General features: G+C 40.1%; 19 protein-coding genes, 1 tRNA gene and 1 riboswitch. Of the genes, 5 read left to right on the top strand and 15 right to left on the bottom strand.

Going from position 1 to position 19,204, the window contains the following annotated elements; translation table 11 throughout:
* Positions 1 to 49 precede the first annotated feature (49 nt).
* The 8 genes from pmp23 to DXN33_RS03190 form a co-directional block, all read right to left on the bottom strand.
* Entirely contained in the window at positions 50 to 664 is a 615-nt protein-coding gene (pmp23, locus tag DXN33_RS03225; protein ID WP_077805151.1) for a cell wall hydrolase Pmp23, read from the bottom strand.
* Positions 664 to 1,638: a nucleoid-associated protein gene (locus DXN33_RS03220; protein ID WP_181897276.1), complete on the bottom strand. Its 975-nt coding sequence runs from the start codon at positions 1,636 to 1,638 to the stop codon at positions 664 to 666. Before DXN33_RS03220 ends, pmp23 begins: the two co-directional genes overlap by 1 nt.
* Positions 1,639 to 1,645: 7 nt before the next feature.
* Positions 1,646 to 2,902 carry a serine hydroxymethyltransferase gene (gene glyA, locus DXN33_RS03215; RefSeq protein ID WP_115904309.1) on the bottom strand — a complete coding sequence of 419 codons (1,257 nt, stop codon included), beginning with the start codon at positions 2,900 to 2,902 and terminating at the stop codon, positions 1,646 to 1,648.
* A 61-nt stretch (positions 2,903 to 2,963) separates the two neighbouring features.
* Positions 2,964 to 3,395, bottom strand: coding sequence for a GNAT family N-acetyltransferase (locus tag DXN33_RS03210; RefSeq protein WP_115904308.1), 432 nt, complete (start codon positions 3,393 to 3,395; stop codon positions 2,964 to 2,966).
* Between the two features lies 1 nt (position 3,396).
* On the bottom strand, positions 3,397 to 3,999 hold the full coding sequence (locus DXN33_RS03205) for an L-threonylcarbamoyladenylate synthase (RefSeq protein WP_181897275.1): 603 nt from the start codon (positions 3,997 to 3,999) through the stop codon (positions 3,397 to 3,399).
* Positions 3,983 to 4,819: a peptide chain release factor N(5)-glutamine methyltransferase gene (gene prmC / locus DXN33_RS03200; protein ID WP_115904306.1), complete on the bottom strand. Its 837-nt coding sequence runs from the start codon at positions 4,817 to 4,819 to the stop codon at positions 3,983 to 3,985. Before prmC ends, DXN33_RS03205 begins: the two co-directional genes overlap by 17 nt.
* A complete protein-coding gene (gene prfA / locus DXN33_RS03195) occupies positions 4,819 to 5,898 on the bottom strand; it encodes a peptide chain release factor 1 (RefSeq protein WP_050974110.1) in 1,080 nt (359 codons plus the stop codon). Before prfA ends, prmC begins: the two co-directional genes overlap by 1 nt.
* A complete protein-coding gene (locus tag DXN33_RS03190) occupies positions 5,895 to 6,485 on the bottom strand; it encodes a thymidine kinase (protein WP_115904305.1) in 591 nt (196 codons plus the stop codon). The genes prfA and DXN33_RS03190 overlap by 4 nt, the downstream gene beginning before the upstream one ends.
* A gap of 123 nt (positions 6,486 to 6,608) precedes the next feature.
* Between DXN33_RS03190 and DXN33_RS03185 the strand changes: the two genes are divergently transcribed.
* Together DXN33_RS03185 and mnmE are read left to right on the top strand one after the other, a co-directional pair.
* Positions 6,609 to 6,791 carry a 4-oxalocrotonate tautomerase gene (locus DXN33_RS03185; protein ID WP_001117401.1) on the top strand — a complete coding sequence of 61 codons (183 nt, stop codon included), beginning with the start codon at positions 6,609 to 6,611 and terminating at the stop codon, positions 6,789 to 6,791.
* A gap of 137 nt (positions 6,792 to 6,928) precedes the next feature.
* The gene (mnmE, locus tag DXN33_RS03180; protein ID WP_115904304.1) at positions 6,929 to 8,302 is read left to right on the top strand and encodes a tRNA uridine-5-carboxymethylaminomethyl(34) synthesis GTPase MnmE; all 1,374 of its coding nucleotides are present in this window, start codon (positions 6,929 to 6,931) and stop codon (positions 8,300 to 8,302) included.
* A gap of 44 nt (positions 8,303 to 8,346) precedes the next feature.
* On the opposite strand, the gene dapA is transcribed toward mnmE, so the two are convergent.
* The 4 genes from dapA to DXN33_RS03160 all read right to left on the bottom strand — a co-directional run bounded on the left by dapA (position 8,347) and on the right by DXN33_RS03160 (position 11,478).
* The gene (gene dapA, locus DXN33_RS03175) at positions 8,347 to 9,282 is read right to left on the bottom strand and encodes a 4-hydroxy-tetrahydrodipicolinate synthase (RefSeq protein WP_115904303.1); all 936 of its coding nucleotides are present in this window, start codon (positions 9,280 to 9,282) and stop codon (positions 8,347 to 8,349) included.
* A 56-nt stretch (positions 9,283 to 9,338) separates the two neighbouring features.
* On the bottom strand, positions 9,339 to 10,415 hold the full coding sequence (locus DXN33_RS03170; RefSeq protein ID WP_000542464.1) for an aspartate-semialdehyde dehydrogenase: 1,077 nt from the start codon (positions 10,413 to 10,415) through the stop codon (positions 9,339 to 9,341).
* Positions 10,416 to 10,796: 381 nt separating this feature from the next.
* Positions 10,797 to 10,869 (bottom strand) — tRNA-Thr (locus DXN33_RS03165).
* Between the two features lie 99 nt (positions 10,870 to 10,968).
* Positions 10,969 to 11,478, bottom strand: coding sequence for a QueT transporter family protein (locus DXN33_RS03160; protein WP_115904302.1), 510 nt, complete (start codon positions 11,476 to 11,478; stop codon positions 10,969 to 10,971).
* Positions 11,476 to 11,572, bottom strand: a riboswitch (PreQ1 riboswitch). It overlaps the preceding gene by 3 nt.
* A gap of 28 nt (positions 11,573 to 11,600) precedes the next feature.
* On the opposite strand from DXN33_RS03160, the gene DXN33_RS03155 reads away from it, so the two are divergent.
* Together DXN33_RS03155 and mscL are read left to right on the top strand one after the other, a co-directional pair.
* Positions 11,601 to 12,032 (top strand): GtrA family protein, encoded by a 432-nt coding sequence (locus DXN33_RS03155; RefSeq protein ID WP_049509333.1) that lies wholly within the window; start codon positions 11,601 to 11,603, stop codon positions 12,030 to 12,032.
* 82 nt (positions 12,033 to 12,114) lie between these two features.
* A complete protein-coding gene (gene mscL, locus DXN33_RS03150) occupies positions 12,115 to 12,492 on the top strand; it encodes a large conductance mechanosensitive channel protein MscL (RefSeq protein WP_004262437.1) in 378 nt (125 codons plus the stop codon).
* 41 nt (positions 12,493 to 12,533) lie between these two features.
* Here the strand turns inward: mscL and hemH are convergent, their stop codons facing one another.
* On the bottom strand, positions 12,534 to 13,628 hold the full coding sequence (gene hemH, locus DXN33_RS03145) for a ferrochelatase (protein ID WP_115904301.1): 1,095 nt from the start codon (positions 13,626 to 13,628) through the stop codon (positions 12,534 to 12,536).
* A gap of 153 nt (positions 13,629 to 13,781) precedes the next feature.
* Between hemH and pepT the strand changes: the two genes are divergently transcribed.
* Positions 13,782 to 15,005, top strand: coding sequence for a peptidase T (gene pepT / locus DXN33_RS03140; RefSeq protein WP_115904300.1), 1,224 nt, complete (start codon positions 13,782 to 13,784; stop codon positions 15,003 to 15,005).
* A gap of 36 nt (positions 15,006 to 15,041) precedes the next feature.
* Here pepT and DXN33_RS03135 read toward each other — a convergent pair whose 3' ends face one another.
* Together DXN33_RS03135 and adcAII are read right to left on the bottom strand one after the other, a co-directional pair.
* Complete coding sequence (locus tag DXN33_RS03135) at positions 15,042 to 18,191, bottom strand: pneumococcal-type histidine triad protein (RefSeq protein ID WP_115904299.1); 3,150 nt, start codon at positions 18,189 to 18,191, stop codon at positions 15,042 to 15,044.
* 7 nt (positions 18,192 to 18,198) lie between these two features.
* A complete protein-coding gene (gene adcAII / locus DXN33_RS03130; RefSeq protein WP_398584270.1) occupies positions 18,199 to 19,089 on the bottom strand; it encodes a zinc-binding lipoprotein AdcAII in 891 nt (296 codons plus the stop codon).
* Positions 19,090 to 19,204: the final 115 nt, after the last annotated feature.

Below are 19,204 nucleotides of genomic sequence, written 5' to 3'. Positions count from 1 at the left end.
TAGAGTAATATATCTATCTTAAAGAAAACTTATAACAAAAACACCTGGTCTAGCCAGATGTCGAAAAGAGAGTGAAACATTTGATGATGTAAAGGTTGAGTTGCACCTGTCTAGAATAATAATAGTTTCCTCCATTTACATAGAGTTCAGCACCGTGAAAAACGGAAATGGGGTGAATATAACTATAAGTCTTTCCAGTGGTATTACCAAGCAAGGGGGCAACAGTCTCACGAGAATACTGTTTAGCCAGTGCTAGGGTGTTTTCCTTGCCATTTTGGGCAATAAAATCGATATAGGCAGGTCCAAAATTATAGGCTTGAACAGCTGTCCATACATCAACACCCTTCTTCTGCGCTAGATAGAGATTGTCTGTCAGAGTTTGAACACCTTGCCGAATGCTAGAGGCATTATCATTGATAGTGTTGGTAGAACCACTTGCAGACTCACTAGACTGCATAACATCGCCTTCTTTTCCTTTTGTTTCAGTATAAATCATAGCGAGCACAAGCTCTTCGTTTGCTGGTGTGTCTTTTTCACTCAAGATTTCTCGCACCATGGGTTGATAGGTCATGACTTGCTTGACATCTTGGTGAACGCGGTAAGCTTTATAGCCAGCAAAAAGGAAGACTGCTAGTACAAGCACTCTTCGAATTCGTTTAAACATTATTTACTTTGGATATCCTCGATATTTTTGATTAAGATAGAGTAGGTTCCATTGTCGTTTTGGATAAATTCAACAGACTCAGCGTCTTGATAGACGTTATTGGGAACGATGAGCTCAATTCCATTTGACAAGGAGAGTTTTTGGTTTTCAAATTTTTTAAGCTGACGACTGGCATCAATTTCATCAAATTGAACAGGCTCTGGTACAGCTTCCTTGACTTGGTCAATAAAGCTCAAACGAGCCGTCAGATTATTGTCAAAAAGGTCGTTGGCCAATTTTTCAGGTGACAATTCATTGCTTTCTTCTAGATTATTGAAAATCGCTGATTTGACCTTGGATTGAAATTGAAAATCATCTGTGTTAAAAGTCTCAGCAATTCTCTGGGCCATTTTTTCTAGTTCTTTGATAGATTTCTTTGGTGAAATCTTAGGGGCTACGGCAAGGAGATTATCTGAAAAATAGTTCAAAAAAGTCCCGTTATACTTGATGCGTTTTTCAATCAGATGGTACTTGCGACTCTGAAGATTGACCACCAAGGCTTCGTCAGCACCCGTTCCAAATCCAGGCAGGTTATTCTGAGTCAGCTTGATTGGATTATCAACTTCTCCTCCGAGGTGAGTCAAGGTCTCCCGCAGGGCAATTCTCAAGAAAGCGAAATGTTCCACTCCTTCTTTAGAAAATTGTACAAAAATCAAGTCATTGGTCTTGAGATTTTCTGAAATACTGAACTCCTCTTTCCAGAGATTAGCCAGTGTTACTGATGTCTCCAACAAATCATCTGTGATGTGATTGAAGAAGGGATTTTCTTCTTCGAAAATCCCAGTCTTGGCTTCATCTGAATACACACGTTCAATTTTTTTACGCAGATATTCTTCGATTTTTGGAGTAATATTGAGAAACTTATCCGCTAGAAATAGCTCGGTATCATCCGGGCTAAACTGATGAATAATAGCTTTCTTAATATAAATGTCCATAAAAGTTTTAGTCCTCGTATAATGGGAAAGCATCTGTCAATTCTTTGACTGCACTTCTCACTTCTTCTAAGACAGCCTCATTTTCTGCATTCTTGAGGGTTTTAATGATGAGTTCAGCCACTTTTCGACTTTCTTCTTCACCAAATCCACGTGCAGTAATGGCTGCTGCTCCGATACGAATACCACTTGTCTTGAATGGTGACAAGCTTTCGTAAGGGATTGAGTTTTTATTTAGGGTAATATTGACTTCATCCAGCAAGTTTTGAGCAACTTTTCCGTTTTCTACAACCTTAGTCACATCCACAAGGAAGAGGTGGTTTTCAGTTCCTCCAGAAATAATACGGAAAACAGGGTCTTGCAAGAAGACATCCGCCATAGCTTTGCTGTTTTTGATAACATTAGCAGCGTATTCCTTGAATGCTGGATCCAAAACTTCTTTGAAGGAAACAGCCTTCGCAGCCACAACATGTTCCAAAGGACCTCCCTGAATACCAGGGAAAATAGCTGAATTGATCTTCTTAGCTAGGTCTTCATCATTGGTCAAAATCAAACCACCACGAGGGCCACGAAGGGTTTTGTGGGTCGTTGTTGTCGTGATGTGGGCGTATGGCACTGGACTTGGGTGAAGACCAGCAGCAACCAATCCAGCGATATGGGCCATGTCCACCATGAGCTTAGCACCAACAGCATCCGCAATTTCACGGAATTTTGAAAAGTCGATAATTTGAGAATAGGCTGAAGCACCTGCTACGATCAATTTTGGTTTTACTTCTTGAGCTTGTTTCAAGATAGCATCAAAATCTAAGAGTTCCGTTTCAGGGTCAACACTGTAAGAAACAAAGTTGTAGGTTTGACCTGAGAAGCTAACAGGAGCCCCATGAGTCAAGTGACCACCTGCGGCCAAGTCCATCCCCATAACGGTATCACCTGGCTCAATCAAGGCCATGTAAGCTGCACAGTTGGCTTGGCTTCCTGAGTGTGGTTGGACATTGGCAAATTTTGCACCGAAAATTTCTTTTGCGCGTTCAATGGCTAGAGATTCTACCACGTCTACCACATCAGTTCCACCATAATAACGGCGTCCTGGGTAACCCTCGGCATATTTGTTTGTCAAGATAGACCCTTGAGCCGCCATAACAGCCTTGGAAACCACGTTTTCCGAAGCAATCAACTCGATGTTATTTTGTTGGCGTTCTTCTTCTTTGGCAATAGCATTCCAGAGATCAGCATCATATGCTTTAAAATCATCTTTGTCAAAAATCATAGGTCTTCTCCTTTATTGTGTGACTAGTCCATTAGTTTAATTCTCTTATAAGAAAATTAAACTAAAAGATGCGAATAAACCGTTTCTGCATTTTATCACAAGTATAACCAACTTTTTCATAAAATGCATGAGCACCCAGACGATGATCGGCAGAGTTTAAGCGGATAAACCCATAACCACGTCTTTTTGCTTCTTCTTCCAACCCTTGTAATAAGCTTTTACCAATACCTTGACCTTGCGCTTGAGGTGAAACTGCTAAAGCTAAAATATTAAATCCTGCTTTGGAATAGAGGGATTCGTAAACTTCAGCGTGGACATATCCAAGTAAGACATGACTAGCTGCATCCTCATAGCCAAGTAGGAAATGATGTGAATTCCGAGACAGTCTAGCTAGTTGACTAGCCGTTTCCTCTGAACTAAAAGAATAGCCCAAAGCCTCTTGGTTGATGTCACAAATAGCTTTCACATCTGTTTCTTGCAAATCTCTTAGCATTTCAAGCCTCCTCAAAAAAAATCTCTGGCAACTGAGTAAGAATATCTTCTCGCTTAATCGCCCCTTGGCGTAAGATTTTCACCTTGTCTCCAGACAAATCTATAATAGTTGAATCCTGTCCAGTTAGAAAAGAATCGTCTTCCAAACCCAAAACCTCTTGGTCAAAATCCTCTAGAATTTGATTAAATGTCACTCCACTTGCCTGACCTGAAATATTGGCAGACGGCCCAATCAAGGGACCTGTCTCTCGAATCAAATCCAGTGTGATAGGGTGACTCGGCATCCGAAATCCAACGGTTGCAAGACCAGAATTGACCCAATAGGGAACTCGGTCATTAGCTTCGAGAATAATGGTTAAGGGACCTGGTAAAAAGGTCTCTACAAGTTTTTGTAGATAAGTTGGCTGATTCTTAGAAAAGTGCAAGATGTCCTCTAGAGAGGCGATATTGAGGTTAAGCGCCTTGTCTCTTGGACGACGTTTAAGTTGGTAAACATGGTCAACTGCTTTTTCGTCTAGAGCCTTGGCAAAGAGACCGTAAACTGTCTCTGTAGGAAGAACGACAGCTCCACTATTTTCCAACTCTTGTCTAATCCTGTCCATCATCAACCACAACCATCCTATCTTGACCAAACTGGTCCTTGAGCGTTCGTACTCTTTTTTCAGGAAGGTATTTCCTAAAAAGTTCAGGAACACTTTGACCTTGCTTGTATCCAATTTCAAGGTAAATCTTACCACCATCTTTGAGATAGTCTGTTGCATCTTCCGCAATTCTACGGTAAATAGCTAGACCATCCTCGTCTGCAAAGAGAGCTAGATGAGGTTCTGAATGCAAAACATTCAAGCCGACCTCTGACGTATCTTCACGAGAGATATAGGGTGGATTGGAAACAATTATATCATATTTTTCAGAAATTTCTGTAAAACAGTCAGATTTTTTTAAAAATAATTGAAGATTTTGCTTTTTAGCATTTTCGCTGGCTACATCTAAAGCATCTTGTGAAATATCTGCTGCCGTCATTGACCAATCTGGTCTATTTTTTGCTAGAGCGAGAGCAATAGCTCCACTACCTGTTCCAATATCCAGAACTGAAAGATTCGTCTCAGGATTTTCAGACAGGATAAGCTCCACTAACTCCTCTGTTTCTGGACGAGGGATCAAAACCCGCTCATCAACTGTTAAATGCATTCCGAAGAAATCTGCATAACCAATAATGTACTGGGCTGGTTTATGAGCCGCTAACTGCTGGTAAATTTCCTCTACAAATAGTTTTTCTTCTTCCGTCACTTCCTGCTGGAGGGCAAAAACAAAGTCAGTAAAAGATAGATTTTTCAGGCTACGATAGACAAAAGAGAGGCTTTCAGCTTCCTCTCCTTGTCTTATCAACTCTTCTTCAAAATCTGAAAATAATTGAGCTAATTTCATTATTTGTTTAATTCTTCTAATTTTTGTGTTTGGTCATAGAGCACCAAGGCATCCACAACTTCGTCCAATTTACCAGATAAAATGGTATCTAGTTTTTGGAGGGTTAAACCGATACGGTGATCTGTGACACGGTTTTGTGGGAAGTTATAAGTACGAATCCGTTCTGAACGGTCACCAGTACCGATTGTTGACTTACGCTCAGCGTCTTGTTCATCTTGTGCAATCTGAGCAAAGTGGTCAGCAACACGGGCACGAATGATTTTCATGGCCTTCTCACGGTTTTTCTGCTGGGTACGTTCTTCCTGCATCTCAACCTTGATATTGGTTGGCAAGTGAACGATACGAACGGCTGTCGCAACCTTATTGACGTTCTGTCCCCCAGCACCAGAGGCGTGATAGATGTCGACACGAAGGTCTTTTGGATCAATATCATATTCAACTTCTTCCACTTCAGGCATGACAAGAACTGTGGCAGTTGATGTATGGACACGACCTTGGCTTTCTGTCACAGGGACACGTTGCACACGGTGGGCACCTGATTCGTACTTAAGCTTAGAGTAAACAGACTGACCTGAAACCATGGCAACGACTTCTTTGAAACCACCGACACCGTTCATAGAAGCTTCCATAACTTCAAAGCGCCATCCTTGAGCTTCAGCATACTTTTGGTACATGGTTAGCAAATCTCCAGCGAAAAGTGCTGCTTCGTCTCCACCAGCAGCGCCACGGATTTCAAGGATGATATTCTTGTCATCGTTTGGATCTTTAGGAAGGAGCAAGATTTTCAGTTTTTCTTCGTATTCTTCTTTTTCAGCCTTGGCATCTTTGAGCTCTTGCTTGGCCATTTCTTCCAAGTCAGCATCTCCACCTGATTCCTTAATCATCTCTTCAGCGTCAACGATGTTTTGAAGGACTTGTTTGTATTCTCGATAAGCCGTCACTGTATCACGGCTTGAAGCCTCTTCTTTTGAGAGATCCATGAAACGCTTGGTGTCCGAAACCACATCTGGGTCACTGAGCAACTCTCCTAATTCTTCATAACGGTCTTCTACAGCTTGTAGTTGATCATAGATGTTCATTTTTCTTCATTCTCCTTATTGATTTCAGGCGCAAAATAATGTTTACGGCAAACTGAGATATAAGTTTCATTACCACCAATCTGGATCTGTTCTCCATCGTAAACGGGCAGTCCATCCTGTGTTCGCAAGACCATAGTCGCCTTTTTCTTACAATACTGGCAAATGGTCTTAATCTCATCAATCTTATCTGCTAAAAGCAAGAGATACTTAGAACCTTCGAACAGTTCATTGCGAAAGTCATTTTTCAAACCAAAAGCCATGACAGGTATGTCTAACTCATCGACAACACGAGCTAAGTCGTAAACATGATGACGCTTGAGAAACTGGGCTTCATCAACTAACACACAGTATGGTTTTTCAGGTAGGTCTCGGATATAGCCGAAGATATCAGTTGTTTCCTCAATCGCAATGGCAGGGCGTTTCATGCCAATACGACTCGACACATAGCCAACACCGTCACGCGTATCCAGAGCCGAGGTCATAATCACAATACCTTTTCCTTGCTCCTCATAGTTATAGGCCACCTTGAGAATCTCGATTGTCTTTCCAGAGTTCATGGTCCCATAACGATAATACAACTGTGCCATGTTTCTTGCTTCACGTCCATTTCTAAATTTTTGCTACATTCTAGTATATCATAATTTTCTTAAGCTTTAAACGGCAAAATGTGGTAAAATAGAAGAAATCAAAAACTAGTGGAGGAAGCTATTATGCCATTTGTACGCATCGATTTATTTGAAGGACGCACGCTCGAGCAAAAGAAGGCTCTTGCTAAGGAAGTAACGGAAGCTGTTGTCCGTAACACTGGAGCACCTCAATCTGCTGTCCATGTCATCATCAACGACATGCCTGAAGGAACTTACTTCCCACAAGGTGAAATGCGCACCAAATAAGCTAGCTTAAGCAGAATTGCTTAGGCTTTTTCAATCTCCAAGTAGCATCCATTGAAGAAATAGTTCAAATTTGTTACAATTTGAAAGGATACTTGGGAAAATTTCCAAGAAAAGAGCTATTAATTAAAGGAAACATTATGATTACACGTGAATTTGATACCATCGCTGCTATATCTACTCCACTAGGTGAAGGGGCTATTGGTATTGTCCGCCTGAGCGGAACAGACAGTTTTGCTATTGCACAGAAAATTTTTAAAGGAAAAGACTTGACCAATGTTGCTAGTCACACCCTCAACTATGGCCATATCGTCGACCCACTAACTGGTAAAGTCATGGACGAAGTCATGGTTGGGGCTATGAAATCTCCAAAAACCTTCACTCGTGAAGATATTATCGAGATTAACACCCATGGTGGGATTGCGGTGACCAATGAGATTCTCCAGCTAGCTATCCGTGAAGGAGCTCGGTTGGCAGAACCTGGTGAATTTACCAAACGTGCCTTTCTAAACGGTCGTGTGGATTTGACACAGGCTGAGGCAGTGATGGACATCATCCGTGCCAAGACTGACAAGGCCATGAACATTGCGGTCAAACAATTAGATGGTTCCCTTTCTGATCTTATCAATAATACCCGTCAAGAAATCCTCAATACACTTGCCCAAGTCGAGGTCAATATTGATTATCCTGAGTACGACGATGTTGAGGAAGCCACTACTGCTGTTGTCCGTGAGAAGACTATGGAGTTTGAACAATTACTAACTAATCTCCTTAGGACAGCCCGTCGCGGCAAAATCCTCCGTGAGGGAATTTCAACAGCTATCATCGGCCGTCCTAACGTTGGAAAATCCAGCCTCCTCAACAACCTCTTACGTGAGGACAAGGCTATCGTTACAGACATTGCTGGTACAACTCGAGATGTCATCGAAGAATACGTCAACATCAACGGTGTTCCACTTAAATTGATTGATACAGCTGGAATCCGTGAAACAGATGATATCGTTGAACAAATTGGTGTTGAGCGTTCGAAAAAAGCTCTTAAGGAAGCTGACTTGGTTCTACTGGTGCTAAATGCCAGTGAACCACTAACCGCCCAAGACCGCCAACTCCTAGAAATCAGTCGGGAGACTAATCGCATTATTCTTCTTAACAAAACCGACCTGCCAGAAGCGATTGAAACTTCTGAGCTTCCAGAAGATGTCATCCGTATTTCAGTTCTTAAAAACCAAAACATTGATAAGATCGAAGAGCGTATTAACAATCTCTTCTTTGAAAATGCTGGTTTGGTTGAGCAAGACGCAACCTACCTATCAAACGCACGTCACATTTCCCTAATTGAAAAGGCTGTTGAGAGCCTTCAAGCTGTTAATGAAGGTCTTGAACTGGGGATGCCAGTTGACTTGCTTCAAGTTGACTTGACCCGTACTTGGGAAATTCTCGGAGAAATCACTGGAGATGCTGCTCCTGATGAACTCATTACCCAACTCTTTAGCCAATTCTGTTTAGGAAAATAAGAAATCCATGATCGTTCATTCGGTCATGGATTTTATTGTCTTTATTAGTAATCTGGTCTTAAAACCCCTGTTACAGTTGCCTTAGTCGCTTCGTAGTCGCCATCTACAACAACCTTGATAATGCGTTTGGCATCTTCTTCTGGTGCTGGAACAAGAGGTAAGCGTGTTGGGCCAGCTTCAAATCCCATATAGTTTAGAACGGCCTTGACAGGAGCAGGACTTGGATATGAGAAGAGGGCATTAACCTTAGGAATGAACTTGCGCTGAATAGCTGCAGCTTTCTTCATATCGCTTTTTGCAATGGCAGTGAACATCTCGTGCATTTCATCCCCATTTGTATGGGATGCAACAGAAATAACTCCATCCGCACCAAGGTTCATAGCATGGAAAGCATCTCCATCCTCACCTGTATAAATCAAGAACTCCTCTGGCTTGTGCTCAATCAAGTAAGCCATATTAGCCAAGCTAGTACATTCTTTGACACCGATAATATTTGGATGATCAGCCAAGCGAAGCATGGTTTCTGGAGTTAATTCGACAACCACACGACCTGGAATGTTATAGATAATAATTGGTAGGTCAGAAGCATCTGCAATGGCTTTAAAGTGCTGGTACATTCCTTCTTGCGAAGGTTTGTTGTAGTAAGGAACAATAGCAAGCCCAGCAGCAAAACCACCAAATTCTGCTACTTCTTTGACAAACTCAATAGAGTCACGCGTATCATTGGTACCCACACCCGCAATCAAAGGAACACGTCCATTGACAACTTTTTGTACAGCCGCAAAGAGCTCCAACTCTTCATCATGAGTCAATGTCGGACTCTCAGCAGTGGTACCTGCGAGAAGAATTCCATCCGTATGATGCGCCAACAGATGCTCAATCAAGGCTGGAATGGCATCAAAGTTGATGGAACCATCCTCGTGGAAGGGAGTAATAAAGGCTGTGATGATTTTACACTCTTTTAAATCTTTATAAGACATGAGAAACACCTCTCTATTTCAAAGAAGGAGTTCATCTGAACTCCTAAACAATATGACTATTTTAATTCAAATTTCAATTCAGCTGTTGGTCGAACCAATCCACGTTCGTGAAGAGTTTCTGCAATCTGAACTGAGTTCCAAGCAGCACCTTTGAGAAGGTTATCTGAAACAACCCACATGTGGATTCCTTTTTCAGCATCCAAGTCTTTACGGATACGACCAACAAAGGTATCACGCGAACCCACTGCATTAATGGCTTGAGGATAAATTTGATGAGCGACATCATCCTCAAGAACAGCACCTGGGAAAGCTGCGATAGCTGCTTTTACTTCTTCGATTGGAGCCACTTCTTTTGTTTCGATGTAAACAGACTCAGAGTGAGCTGACAAGACTGGAATACGCACACATGTTGCAGATACTGCAATGCTATCATCTTCCATGATTTTCTTAGTTTCCTTAGTCATCTTCATCTCTTCGTAAGTGTAATCATTGTCAGTGAAGACATCAATTTGTGGAAGAGCATTGAAAGCGATAGGATAGTGTTTCTTGTCACCACCTGAAGGCAAGATTTCCGCATGCAAATCACGTGGGGTTACACCATCATTCAAGACTTCACGAAGTTCACGTTGTGTCTCAAGAATTGCTCCCATACCAGCACCTGAAACTGCTTGGTAAGTTGAAACAATGATACGGTCCAAGCCCCATTTTTGGCGAACTGGCTCAAGAGCTACCATCATTTGGATTGTTGAACAGTTAGGGCAGGCAATAATCCCATTGTGGGCATCAAGTGCATGAGCATTGACCTCTGGAACAACCAAAGGAACATCTGGATTTTGACGGAAGTAAGATGTATTATCTACTACTACCGCACCAGCTTTAACTGCGTATGGTGCATATTTAGCTGATGTAGAACCACCTGCTGAAAAGAGAGCAATGTCAACTCCCTCAAAAGCTGTTTCAGTCGTTTCTTCAATCGTAATATCTTGATCTTTAAACTTCAAAGTCTTACCTGCTGAACGTGCAGAAGCAAGTAAACGAATTTTATCGATTGGAAGTGTTGATTCTTCCAACATTTTTATCATCTGAGCTCCGACAGCACCTGTCGCGCCGACTACAGCAACTGTATATCCCATAAATAACCTCTTTTGGAATTTTCTAAAAATTTCTATAATAGATGTATTATACTACTTTTTCCATGAATTGCAAAGCTTTTTCATCATTTTTTAGAAAATAAAAATCCCCAGTCGCTAGACTAGGGACTAAGAGGCATCTTCATGTGATGAGCAGGTTCACACAACTCATCAAGGTCCGCTCCTGCGTTATGACCTCCTTATGCTCAATAGTAGTCCGAAGACTACCTATCGACTCATCGCGTCTATTATATTACTAGAAATAAGTGATTTTGTCAATAAGAAATTTTTGCAGGATGACTTTTATTATACAAAAGTCAGATTTTTTTCTCGCGAGCATAAGAAAAAAAACTCTTGTGCTCAAGAGTTTCCCTGTAAATATCATGCTAATTGCCGGGATTGAACCGGCGACCTCATCCTTACCATGGATGCGCTCTGCCAACTGAGCTAAATCAGCTTACTTAAAAAGTATACTATAGTTAGAAAATCTTGTCAAGTTTCCTTAGAAATTTTCCATAAGAAAAAGCCAGGTAAGAGCTACCTAGCTTACCTAATTCTATTTGCTTAAATCGATTCGACGACCAATTTTACCAATGATAATCGCACCAATAATTAATGAGGCAAATTCACCGATACCTGTTGTAAACCAAGTAAGGAAAAATGGTAATTCTGCTACAATATTTAACTCTGCAGCGATAGTAAACATGGAAATTGAAAAGAGGATTGAAAAGAAGAAATGATCTTTTCGAATCAATCCGTTAAAGAGGTAATCTTTGCTGTATTTTGCAAAAAGCCAAACACCTAGACTAAGGAATACTAGGGTTGATCCACCACCAACAAAGACATCTAGCAGTCCGAAGCTAAAGAAATTAGCAATCATACAACCGATAGTAACTGCGATGATGTACTTAGGATTGTAAAAAGCCATAAAGTTCATCATTTCTGAAATACGGAACTGATAAGCACCATAGCTGATGGCATTTAGGGGCGGTGTAACAGTCAAAACGACATAGATAGCAGCGACGATTGCAATATCTGCAACATCACGAATAGTTAATTTTTTCATTTTTTCTCCTTTGGCGGTTTCCCGCGTATAATATGCTTGGTGAAAGAAGCTAAGCACCAAGGGTTGCTTGAATCAACCTTACTAGTATAGCACAATAGCCTGCTTTATGCTATACTAAAAGCATGAAAAAAATAATCACTTATATTTTTAATAACGAACTTCTCGCTTATCTTTTTTTTGGTATAGCAACTACTCTTGTTTCTATACTATCACGATTAGTCATTTATCAACTAGCTCACAGAGAACTCCTTGCTACTGCCTTAGCAAATATTATTGGTATCCTATTTGCCTTTATCACAAATGATAGGATTGTATTTAAGCAAGCTAGGCAGAATTGGCCAAGACGTTTAGTGAAATTTTCTCTTGCCCGCCTTTCTACTTTTCTGTTAGACTTGCTCTTTACTTTTCTGTTTGTGACTAGGTTTCCCCACATCATAGGTCAATTCGTAAACGGGAATCTTGATAAAGTAAATGCAATCGAAACAGTTCTTGCACAATTATTGATAATTATCCTTAATTACATTTTTAGTAAGGTTTTTATTTTTAAAAAATAAAATTTCTGAGCATATATCTTGCAAGCTTTTTTTAATTAATATATAATGAAGTATAAACTTTTTTTGAAAGGAAATTATGAAAATGTTAAAAGATCTTAAAGCATTTTTGCTTCGTGGTAATGTTGTTGACCTTGCTGTCGGTGTGATCATTGCCTCTGCTTTTGGTGCAATCGTTACATCACTTGTTAACGATATCATCACTCCACTTATTTTGAATCCAGCCTTGGAAGCTGCGAAAGTACAAAACATCGCTGAGCTTGCTTGGAATGGTGTTACATATGGTAAATTCTTGAGCGCTGTTATCAACTTCCTAGTTATCGGTACTGTTCTCTTCTTTGTAATCAAAGGTATTGAAAAAGCTCAAAGTCTTACTAAGAAAGAAGCTGCTGAGGAAGCTCCAGCTGGTCCAACTGAGTTGGAAGTACTTCAAGAAATCAAAGCCCTTCTTGAGAAAAAATAATCGATTAAAAGGATTTAGCACAAAGCTAAATCCTTTTTTCTTTACTCTTTCGGTAACTTGCCTGCTTTTTCAAGCATTTTCTTAATAAGATAAGGCATCTTAACATTTTCCCGACCTTTTTTCTCAATCAGTTTTTTCACAAATTCCGGCATTTGTAAATCTTCAGATTCGGCCAAAATATTTTTAGTCTCATCTGAAGGAACTAACTCATCAAAGGTTTCTTCTTCTGGGAGAAATTCCTTAAATTCTTGATGTTCATTGGCTCTGACTGTATTGACCAAGGCATCAATCAAACGAGAATCTGTATTTGGCATTGGTGGACGATGATAGTTCACCCCAAATTCCTGACACAAGTCATAACATTCCACATCGTTGTCAAACAAGACTTCAATATGCTCGCTGATGAAGCTGATAGGAACAAAAATATAATGGTCTGGATGTTCTTTCTGCTCTCTAAGATACTCCAAGACATCTGGCTTAATCCATGGAATCCCAATATCACTTTCACTTTGCCAAGTGTTAGTATATTGCTCGGAACTCAACCCCAGCTTTTCAGCGACTAGCTTGCTATTTTCAAAAATTTGGTCGATATAAGGGTCTCCAAAATCCAAGGCAAAAATTGGTACACTATGGGCTGAAAAGACGACTTTAAAGTTATCTTGCTTCACTTCTTCTTTTAAAATCTTAGCAATTTCATCTGCCCAATAGTTTAAGAGTGCTTCTTCTTGATACCAGTCCTTAATAACTAAAAATTGAATTTGTTTGCTTTCTAAAAATTTCTCGTATCCCATGACAGAGTAAAAAGAATAATGAGGCTCCAAAATCAAGCAAATACACTGCTCGATTCCGTCTGCTTCCATCTGATTGATCACATCTGGAATAAAAGGTCTGGAAAACTTATTAGCAAAATAAACACTATACTCATTCCCCAGCCTAGCTTCTACCAAGGCAACCTCTTCTCGGGTAATTCTTTGCAGAGGCGTCCCTCCAATTAGTACATAATTATCATAGAGAGTTTGAATCTCGTGGTCTTGAGGTCTCACTCCACGACGAATATTTGTGAAAAAATCAGCCACACCTTCAAAGGTAATCTCTTCTGGCGAACCGAAAGTCATCATTAAAATTGCTTTTTTCATAATCGCTTCCTTGTGATATTTTTATCAAGTTTATTTTATCATGAATTCGTTGATAAGTAAACGCCAACATAGCGAATTTCCCTAACTTCAGTCTTTTGTTTTTCTCTCTTTTCTATGATACAATGGAAAAAATGAATTCAAAAGGAGTTTTTTATGACTTATCCCAATCTCTTGGACCGCTTCTTAACCTACGTTAAGGTCAATACGCGCTCTGATGAACACTCTACTACTACTCCAAGTACGCAGAGTCAGGTTGATTTTGCTACAAATGTTCTTATTCCTGAAATGAAACGTGTTGGATTACAAAATGTTTATTATCTACCAAATGGTTTTGCAATTGGAACCTTACCAGCCAATGATCCATCTTTAACACGTAAGATTGGCTTTATATCTCACATGGATACTGCTGATTTTAATGCCGAAGGAGTCAATCCACAGGTAATTGAAAACTACGATGGTGGTGTGATTGAACTAGGAAATTCTGGTTTCAAACTCGATCCAGCTGACTTTAAGAGTCTTGAGAAATATCCAGGACAAACGCTTATCACAACCGATGGTACAACCTTGCTAGGTGCTGATGACAAGTCAGGAATTGCTGAGATTATGACAGCCATTGAATATCTAACTGCTCACCCTGAAATTAAACACTGTGAGATTCGTGTTGGTTTTGGTCCAGATGAAGAAATCGGTGTAGGTGCCAATAAATTTGATGCTGAAGATTTTGATGTTGACTTTGCCTACACAGTGGATGGTGGGCCGCTAGGTGAGCTTCAGTACGAGACCTTTTCAGCAGCTGGTGCTGAATTGCATTTCCAAGGACGCAATGTCCACCCTGGTACTGCCAAAGGTCAAATGGTCAATGCCCTTCAGCTAGCAATTGATTTTCACAATCAACTTCCAGAAAATGATCGACCTGAGTTAACTGAAGGTTACCAAGGTTTTTACCATCTAATGGATGTGACAGGTAGTGTCGAAGAGGCGCGTGCAAGCTACATCATTCGTGATTTTGAAAAAGATGCCTTTGAAGCGCGTAAAGCAGCTATGCAGTCAATCGCTGATAAGATGAATCAAGAACTTGGTAGCGACCGTGTCACTCTAAACTTGACAGACCAGTACTACAATATGAAAGAAGTCATTGAAAAAGATATGACTCCAATTACCATTGCTAAAGCCGTTATGGAAGATTTAGGTATCACTCCTATAATCGAACCAATCCGTGGAGGGACAGACGGCTCTAAAATTTCCTTTATGGGAATCCCTACTCCCAATATCTTTGCGGGTGGAGAAAATATGCATGGACGTTTTGAATACGTCAGTCTTCAGACCATGGAACGTGCAGTTGATACCATCATTGGTATCGTAGCTTATAAAGACTAAAAAGACGAGGTAGCTCAGCTACCTCGTCTTTTTTAGTTATTCAGCAGGTTTGTCTTGATTTCCAGTACTTGTTGTAGATTCTGTTGTTTCCTTTTCTGAAGCTAATTCAGCAGGTTTAGAATCGATTGTGTTGCTTGCTTTGTTTTCGTTGCTTGCAGTTTCACTGTTAGATTTCTCAGCTGTTGATGTTTCTGTTTCGGGACTGGTCTTATCAGTATTTGCTTCAGCATTTGTTGCTGGACTTGCTTCTTCACTTGCGCTAGCTTTTGACTTGATTTCTTGATTCAAGACTAGGATAGTTTTTGTCAATTCAAGTAAAGCAGCTTTATCCTTACTCTTAGCAGAAAGTTGATCTAGTAATGCATCCACCTTATCAAAGTCGGCATCAGAACCCTTATTGTTTTCTAAGCATGCATGAAGCGACATAAGAATATCGTAGAGTTTTTGATAAAGTACAAGTGTCTGAGGATCTTGCTCTGCATTTTCCTTCTCTTGTTGAAGGGCGCTAGCGATACGAGTCAAGACATCTTTTACCTGGCTGTTTACTTCATCCAAGTCTGCATCAACCTTGTTTGTAGCAGCTTTGAGATTTTCTACTTCTTCTGCCAAGGATTGTCTGATTCCTTCTTCTTGGATTTGTTCCAAGAGTTGAGTTGCCTTGCTCAAGAGACTTTCTACTTCTTCCTTGCTAACATGATTGACATGTTCTTCGGGCATGAAGTCTCCGTACAATTCTTTCAAGAAGCCATAAATAGCTGTCTTAGCACTTTGGTTATCAACTTTTTCAGTATCTAGAACTGTCTTAGTCGATTTAGCAATGGTTGGTTGAGCTTTTAAAGCTTCTTCTACTTCTTGTTTTGCTTGATAGATACTTGGGAACAATTTGTTCAATTCCGCTGCCTTAAGGAAGGATTGAGATTGATACAAGGTCCAAGTCAACTGAGCCACTTTGTTTCGAAGTTCATCATTTAAACGACCGTCATTTACGTGTTCGTAGAAATACTTGATGTATTCTACAGTTGTAACACCTGTTCGATCATTAAAGTCTTGAAGAGCTTGAAGTTGTGATTCAACCGCTGCTAAAGCAGCCTCATCTTTAGCCAATTTAGCTTCTTGGAGTCGAACCAGAAGGTCTTTCTTAGGAAGTCCATAAGAATCTGTATCTAGTGTATTGATTTTATCAATCAAGGCTTGATATTTCTTGTCTAATGGACTTGTTTCAACTGGTTTGACACTTTCATCAATATGGATATATTGCTTATCAAAGAGGTCAAGTGTTGCAAGATAACCTGCAGTCGAGTTGGTTGAAAGTTTCTTCATGTTTTCAGTAAATTGACCCAAAGCCAACTCAATCTGTCTTTGTTCGATAGGCTTGTCTTTGTAGATGCTTCTGCTATCAGCTAAAAGTTGATCTACTTTTGCCAAAACTGCCTTCTCATCAAAAGCTCCAGGTTGATAATTGGATTGTAGGGCTGGAATCTTGTTTTTCAAAGCCACTTCATATCCCTTAGTTTGAACCTTGATGTAATGATTGTGGTCGCCATGAGGAATCACAAAACTACCATTTTCTACCTGCAAGCTATATGGAGACACACCATCTCGCAAAGCAGTGGTATAGAGTTCATTTAAGAAATCAAGTTCTGGATTTCCAGTTTGGAGTGGGAGTCGAACATGTTCCTTACGAACAGCGTATGGATGGATATGAGTTGGATCGTAGGCTTGGTCTGGATTTCCAAAGACAAAGAATCCGTTTGAAATTCTAATCGCTTCAAGTGGAACTCCGTATGTTTTAGAAATATAAGCAATCTTTTCTTCATCGCTAGCATCTCTTGAGAAAGACTCTACCGTTTTAGCAAGAGGTTTTACAGGCTCCGCATCATGATGTGTTTTCAAATGATCCTGAGCTGCCTTAATTTGCTCTGCTGTCAAATCTTTCTTGAAGAAGTAATGATTGTGGTCACCATGACTCATGACAAAGCCTTGTTCATCCTCACTGATGACACGATTAGCATCAAAACCGTGATCATGGTCTTCATCATGATGAGCGTCATGTCCATGTTCTTCATGCTTATGTGCCTGACTTCCATGATCACCGTCTTTCTCATGATGATGGTTTTGCTGAGTAGGTTTTTCTGCTGGTTTGCTTGGATTCTCCAATGGTGTTGGTTTCACACTGTCACTAGTTAGAGGAATCATTCTCGCAATCTTTTCTTCTAATGCAGAAAGCTTTGTATAGGGAATGAAATGATAGTGATTTCCATGAGGAATCGCTACACCACTCGGTGTCCTGCTTAAAATCTTAGCAGGATCAAAAGTCAAACCATCCGATTCAGCATATCGTTGAGTACTTGGAAGAGCATAGAGCTGCTGTAATAGACTTTGAAGACTCTCGGCTTTATTACTTGGTATTTCAGTCTGTTGAATAGGCTTGGTAGCTTGACCAGTCCCATTTGTACTTGGACGATAGTCAGTCACACTAGGCTGATTTCTAGTTCCAGAGAGGTAAGCTTGTGCTGCAGCCAATTCACTAGCAGACAAGGAACTCTTTGGAATGTAGTGGTAATGTCCTCCGTGAGGGACGATATAAGCATCACCAGTATCCTCTATAATATCAGATGCATTAAAGATGTAGCCATCATCAGTAGTATAGCGACCTTGAGATTGAGCAAGCGCCACTGCACTATTAGATGTTGGTGCATCGTGAGTATGACCTTGTTTTTGGCGTTCAATTTCGTCCTTCGAACGAACGTTATCCGCATGTGCCACATCCTTAAGGTAAACATAATACTTACCATCCACCTTGATAATGTAACCACCTTTGATTTCGTTAACAATATCAGCGTCTTTAAGTTGATAATTGGCATCTTTCATCAAAAGTTCTTCACTGAAAATCGCATCAAAAGGAACTTTCCCATTATAATAATGGAAATGATCACCGTGTGAAGTCACATAACCTTGATCAGTGATTTTCACAACAATCTGTTCAGCCTGGATATCTTCTTTTTTGCTGACTTGATCTGGTGTTTGTGTCTCTGTTTTTTGAGTGTCTTGTTTCCCATCGACATAAGATACACGATTCGTATCTTTATTCTCTCCTGTCTGATGTTGATTCAATGCATAAATACACAGACTTAAAGAAAGGACGACAGCTGCACCAGCAGCAAGTTTCTTCTTATTTATTTTCATAATCTCCTCATTTCAATTCTTCTGCTAAAATACTCATATTGTCTTCTAGGTTTTCTAGGTAAGTCTTGTCATTTTGTGGGTCTGCCTCTAAAGGATTCAGAGTTTTAAGACCTACACCTGTTGATTTGACAAGAGTTTCAGCTACTTTCGAAGAAGCATTACTTTCTGTAAAAATCGTTTTAACCTTATAGGTTTTAACAAATTCCTGAATTTCTGTTAGTTGTCGTGGACTTGGTTCTTGTTCAGGAGAGATGCCTGCAATACCAAGTTGATTAAGTCCAAATCTCTTCGCTAGATAAGAAAAGGCCGTATGTTGTGTTACAAAGGTTTTCTGAGTCGCTTTTTCAAATTTAGGCTGGAATTTCTTAGTTAATTCTTGAGCTTTTTTGATAAAGGCTTGCGCATTTTTCTGGTAAGTTTCTTTGTGTTCACTATCAACCTCTGAAAGTTTATCAGCTATAATTTGGGCTTCTTCTCCAGCTTTTTCAGGATCTAGCCATGTGTGAGGGTCATAAAGCGTTTTTTCATCAACACCATCACCTGCTTCCACATCTTCTAATCCAGGAACACGATCTAAAGTCATTCCTTCTGAAGCCTCTAAAACCTTAACTTTGGATTTTTTTAGATTGGGATCCAGGCTTCCTGCCCAAGATTCGAGTGTATGAGAATGGTAGACAAATACATCTGCATCATAGATGGCTGCGATATCATTTGCTGAAGGTTCGAAGGAGTGAATTCCGCTACTTGACTGAATCATTCGAACATCATTCAAGTCACCAGATACTTCCTTGACCATGGCATAGATAGGATAAAAACTGGTCACGATTTTCATCCCTTTACCTGACTGGCTTTCCTTTTGGCCACAAGCAGCTAATACCAGAGCCAATACACTGGTCATCAATACTAAAATAGTCCTCTTTTTCACTATAACTCCTTAACTAGTGTTTAACCATTTAATTAACTAGTAAATAGTTTATCTTTATTTAGAAAATATGTCAAGAATTTTTACACAA

The organism is Streptococcus sp. NM (assembly GCF_003390135.1).
Lineage (GTDB): Bacteria > Bacillota > Bacilli > Lactobacillales > Streptococcaceae > Streptococcus.
Note: the sequence above shows the minus strand (reverse complement) of the source record. Positions and strands in the feature narration are given on the sequence as shown.

Coding starts and splice junctions, on each gene's coding strand:
- DXN33_RS03170 (WP_000542464.1), bottom strand. CDS start 10,415: ATGGGATATACAGTTGCTGTAGTCGGCGCGACAGGTGCTGTCGGAGCT.
- mscL (WP_004262437.1), top strand. CDS start 12,115: ATGTTAAAAGATCTTAAAGCATTTTTGCTTCGTGGTAATGTTGTTGAC.
- DXN33_RS03185 (WP_001117401.1), top strand. CDS start 6,609: ATGCCATTTGTACGCATCGATTTATTTGAAGGACGCACGCTCGAGCAA.
- hemH (WP_115904301.1), bottom strand. CDS start 13,628: ATGAAAAAAGCAATTTTAATGATGACTTTCGGTTCGCCAGAAGAGATT.
- DXN33_RS03220 (WP_181897276.1), bottom strand. CDS start 1,638: ATGGACATTTATATTAAGAAAGCTATTATTCATCAGTTTAGCCCGGAT.
- prmC (WP_115904306.1), bottom strand. CDS start 4,819: ATGAAATTAGCTCAATTATTTTCAGATTTTGAAGAAGAGTTGATAAGA.
- glyA (WP_115904309.1), bottom strand. CDS start 2,902: ATGATTTTTGACAAAGATGATTTTAAAGCATATGATGCTGATCTCTGG.
- mnmE (WP_115904304.1), top strand. CDS start 6,929: ATGATTACACGTGAATTTGATACCATCGCTGCTATATCTACTCCACTA.
- DXN33_RS03155 (WP_049509333.1), top strand. CDS start 11,601: ATGAAAAAAATAATCACTTATATTTTTAATAACGAACTTCTCGCTTAT.
- DXN33_RS03205 (WP_181897275.1), bottom strand. CDS start 3,999: ATGATGGACAGGATTAGACAAGAGTTGGAAAATAGTGGAGCTGTCGTT.
- pepT (WP_115904300.1), top strand. CDS start 13,782: ATGACTTATCCCAATCTCTTGGACCGCTTCTTAACCTACGTTAAGGTC.
- DXN33_RS03210 (WP_115904308.1), bottom strand. CDS start 3,395: ATGCTAAGAGATTTGCAAGAAACAGATGTGAAAGCTATTTGTGACATC.
- dapA (WP_115904303.1), bottom strand. CDS start 9,282: ATGTCTTATAAAGATTTAAAAGAGTGTAAAATCATCACAGCCTTTATT.
- DXN33_RS03160 (WP_115904302.1), bottom strand. CDS start 11,478: ATGAAAAAATTAACTATTCGTGATGTTGCAGATATTGCAATCGTCGCT.
- DXN33_RS03135 (WP_115904299.1), bottom strand. CDS start 18,191: ATGAAAATAAATAAGAAGAAACTTGCTGCTGGTGCAGCTGTCGTCCTT.
- DXN33_RS03190 (WP_115904305.1), bottom strand. CDS start 6,485: ATGGCACAGTTGTATTATCGTTATGGGACCATGAACTCTGGAAAGACA.
- adcAII (WP_398584270.1), bottom strand. CDS start 19,089: ATGACCAGTGTATTGGCTCTGGTATTAGCTGCTTGTGGCCAAAAGGAA.
- prfA (WP_050974110.1), bottom strand. CDS start 5,898: ATGAACATCTATGATCAACTACAAGCTGTAGAAGACCGTTATGAAGAA.
- pmp23 (WP_077805151.1), bottom strand. CDS start 664: ATGTTTAAACGAATTCGAAGAGTGCTTGTACTAGCAGTCTTCCTTTTT.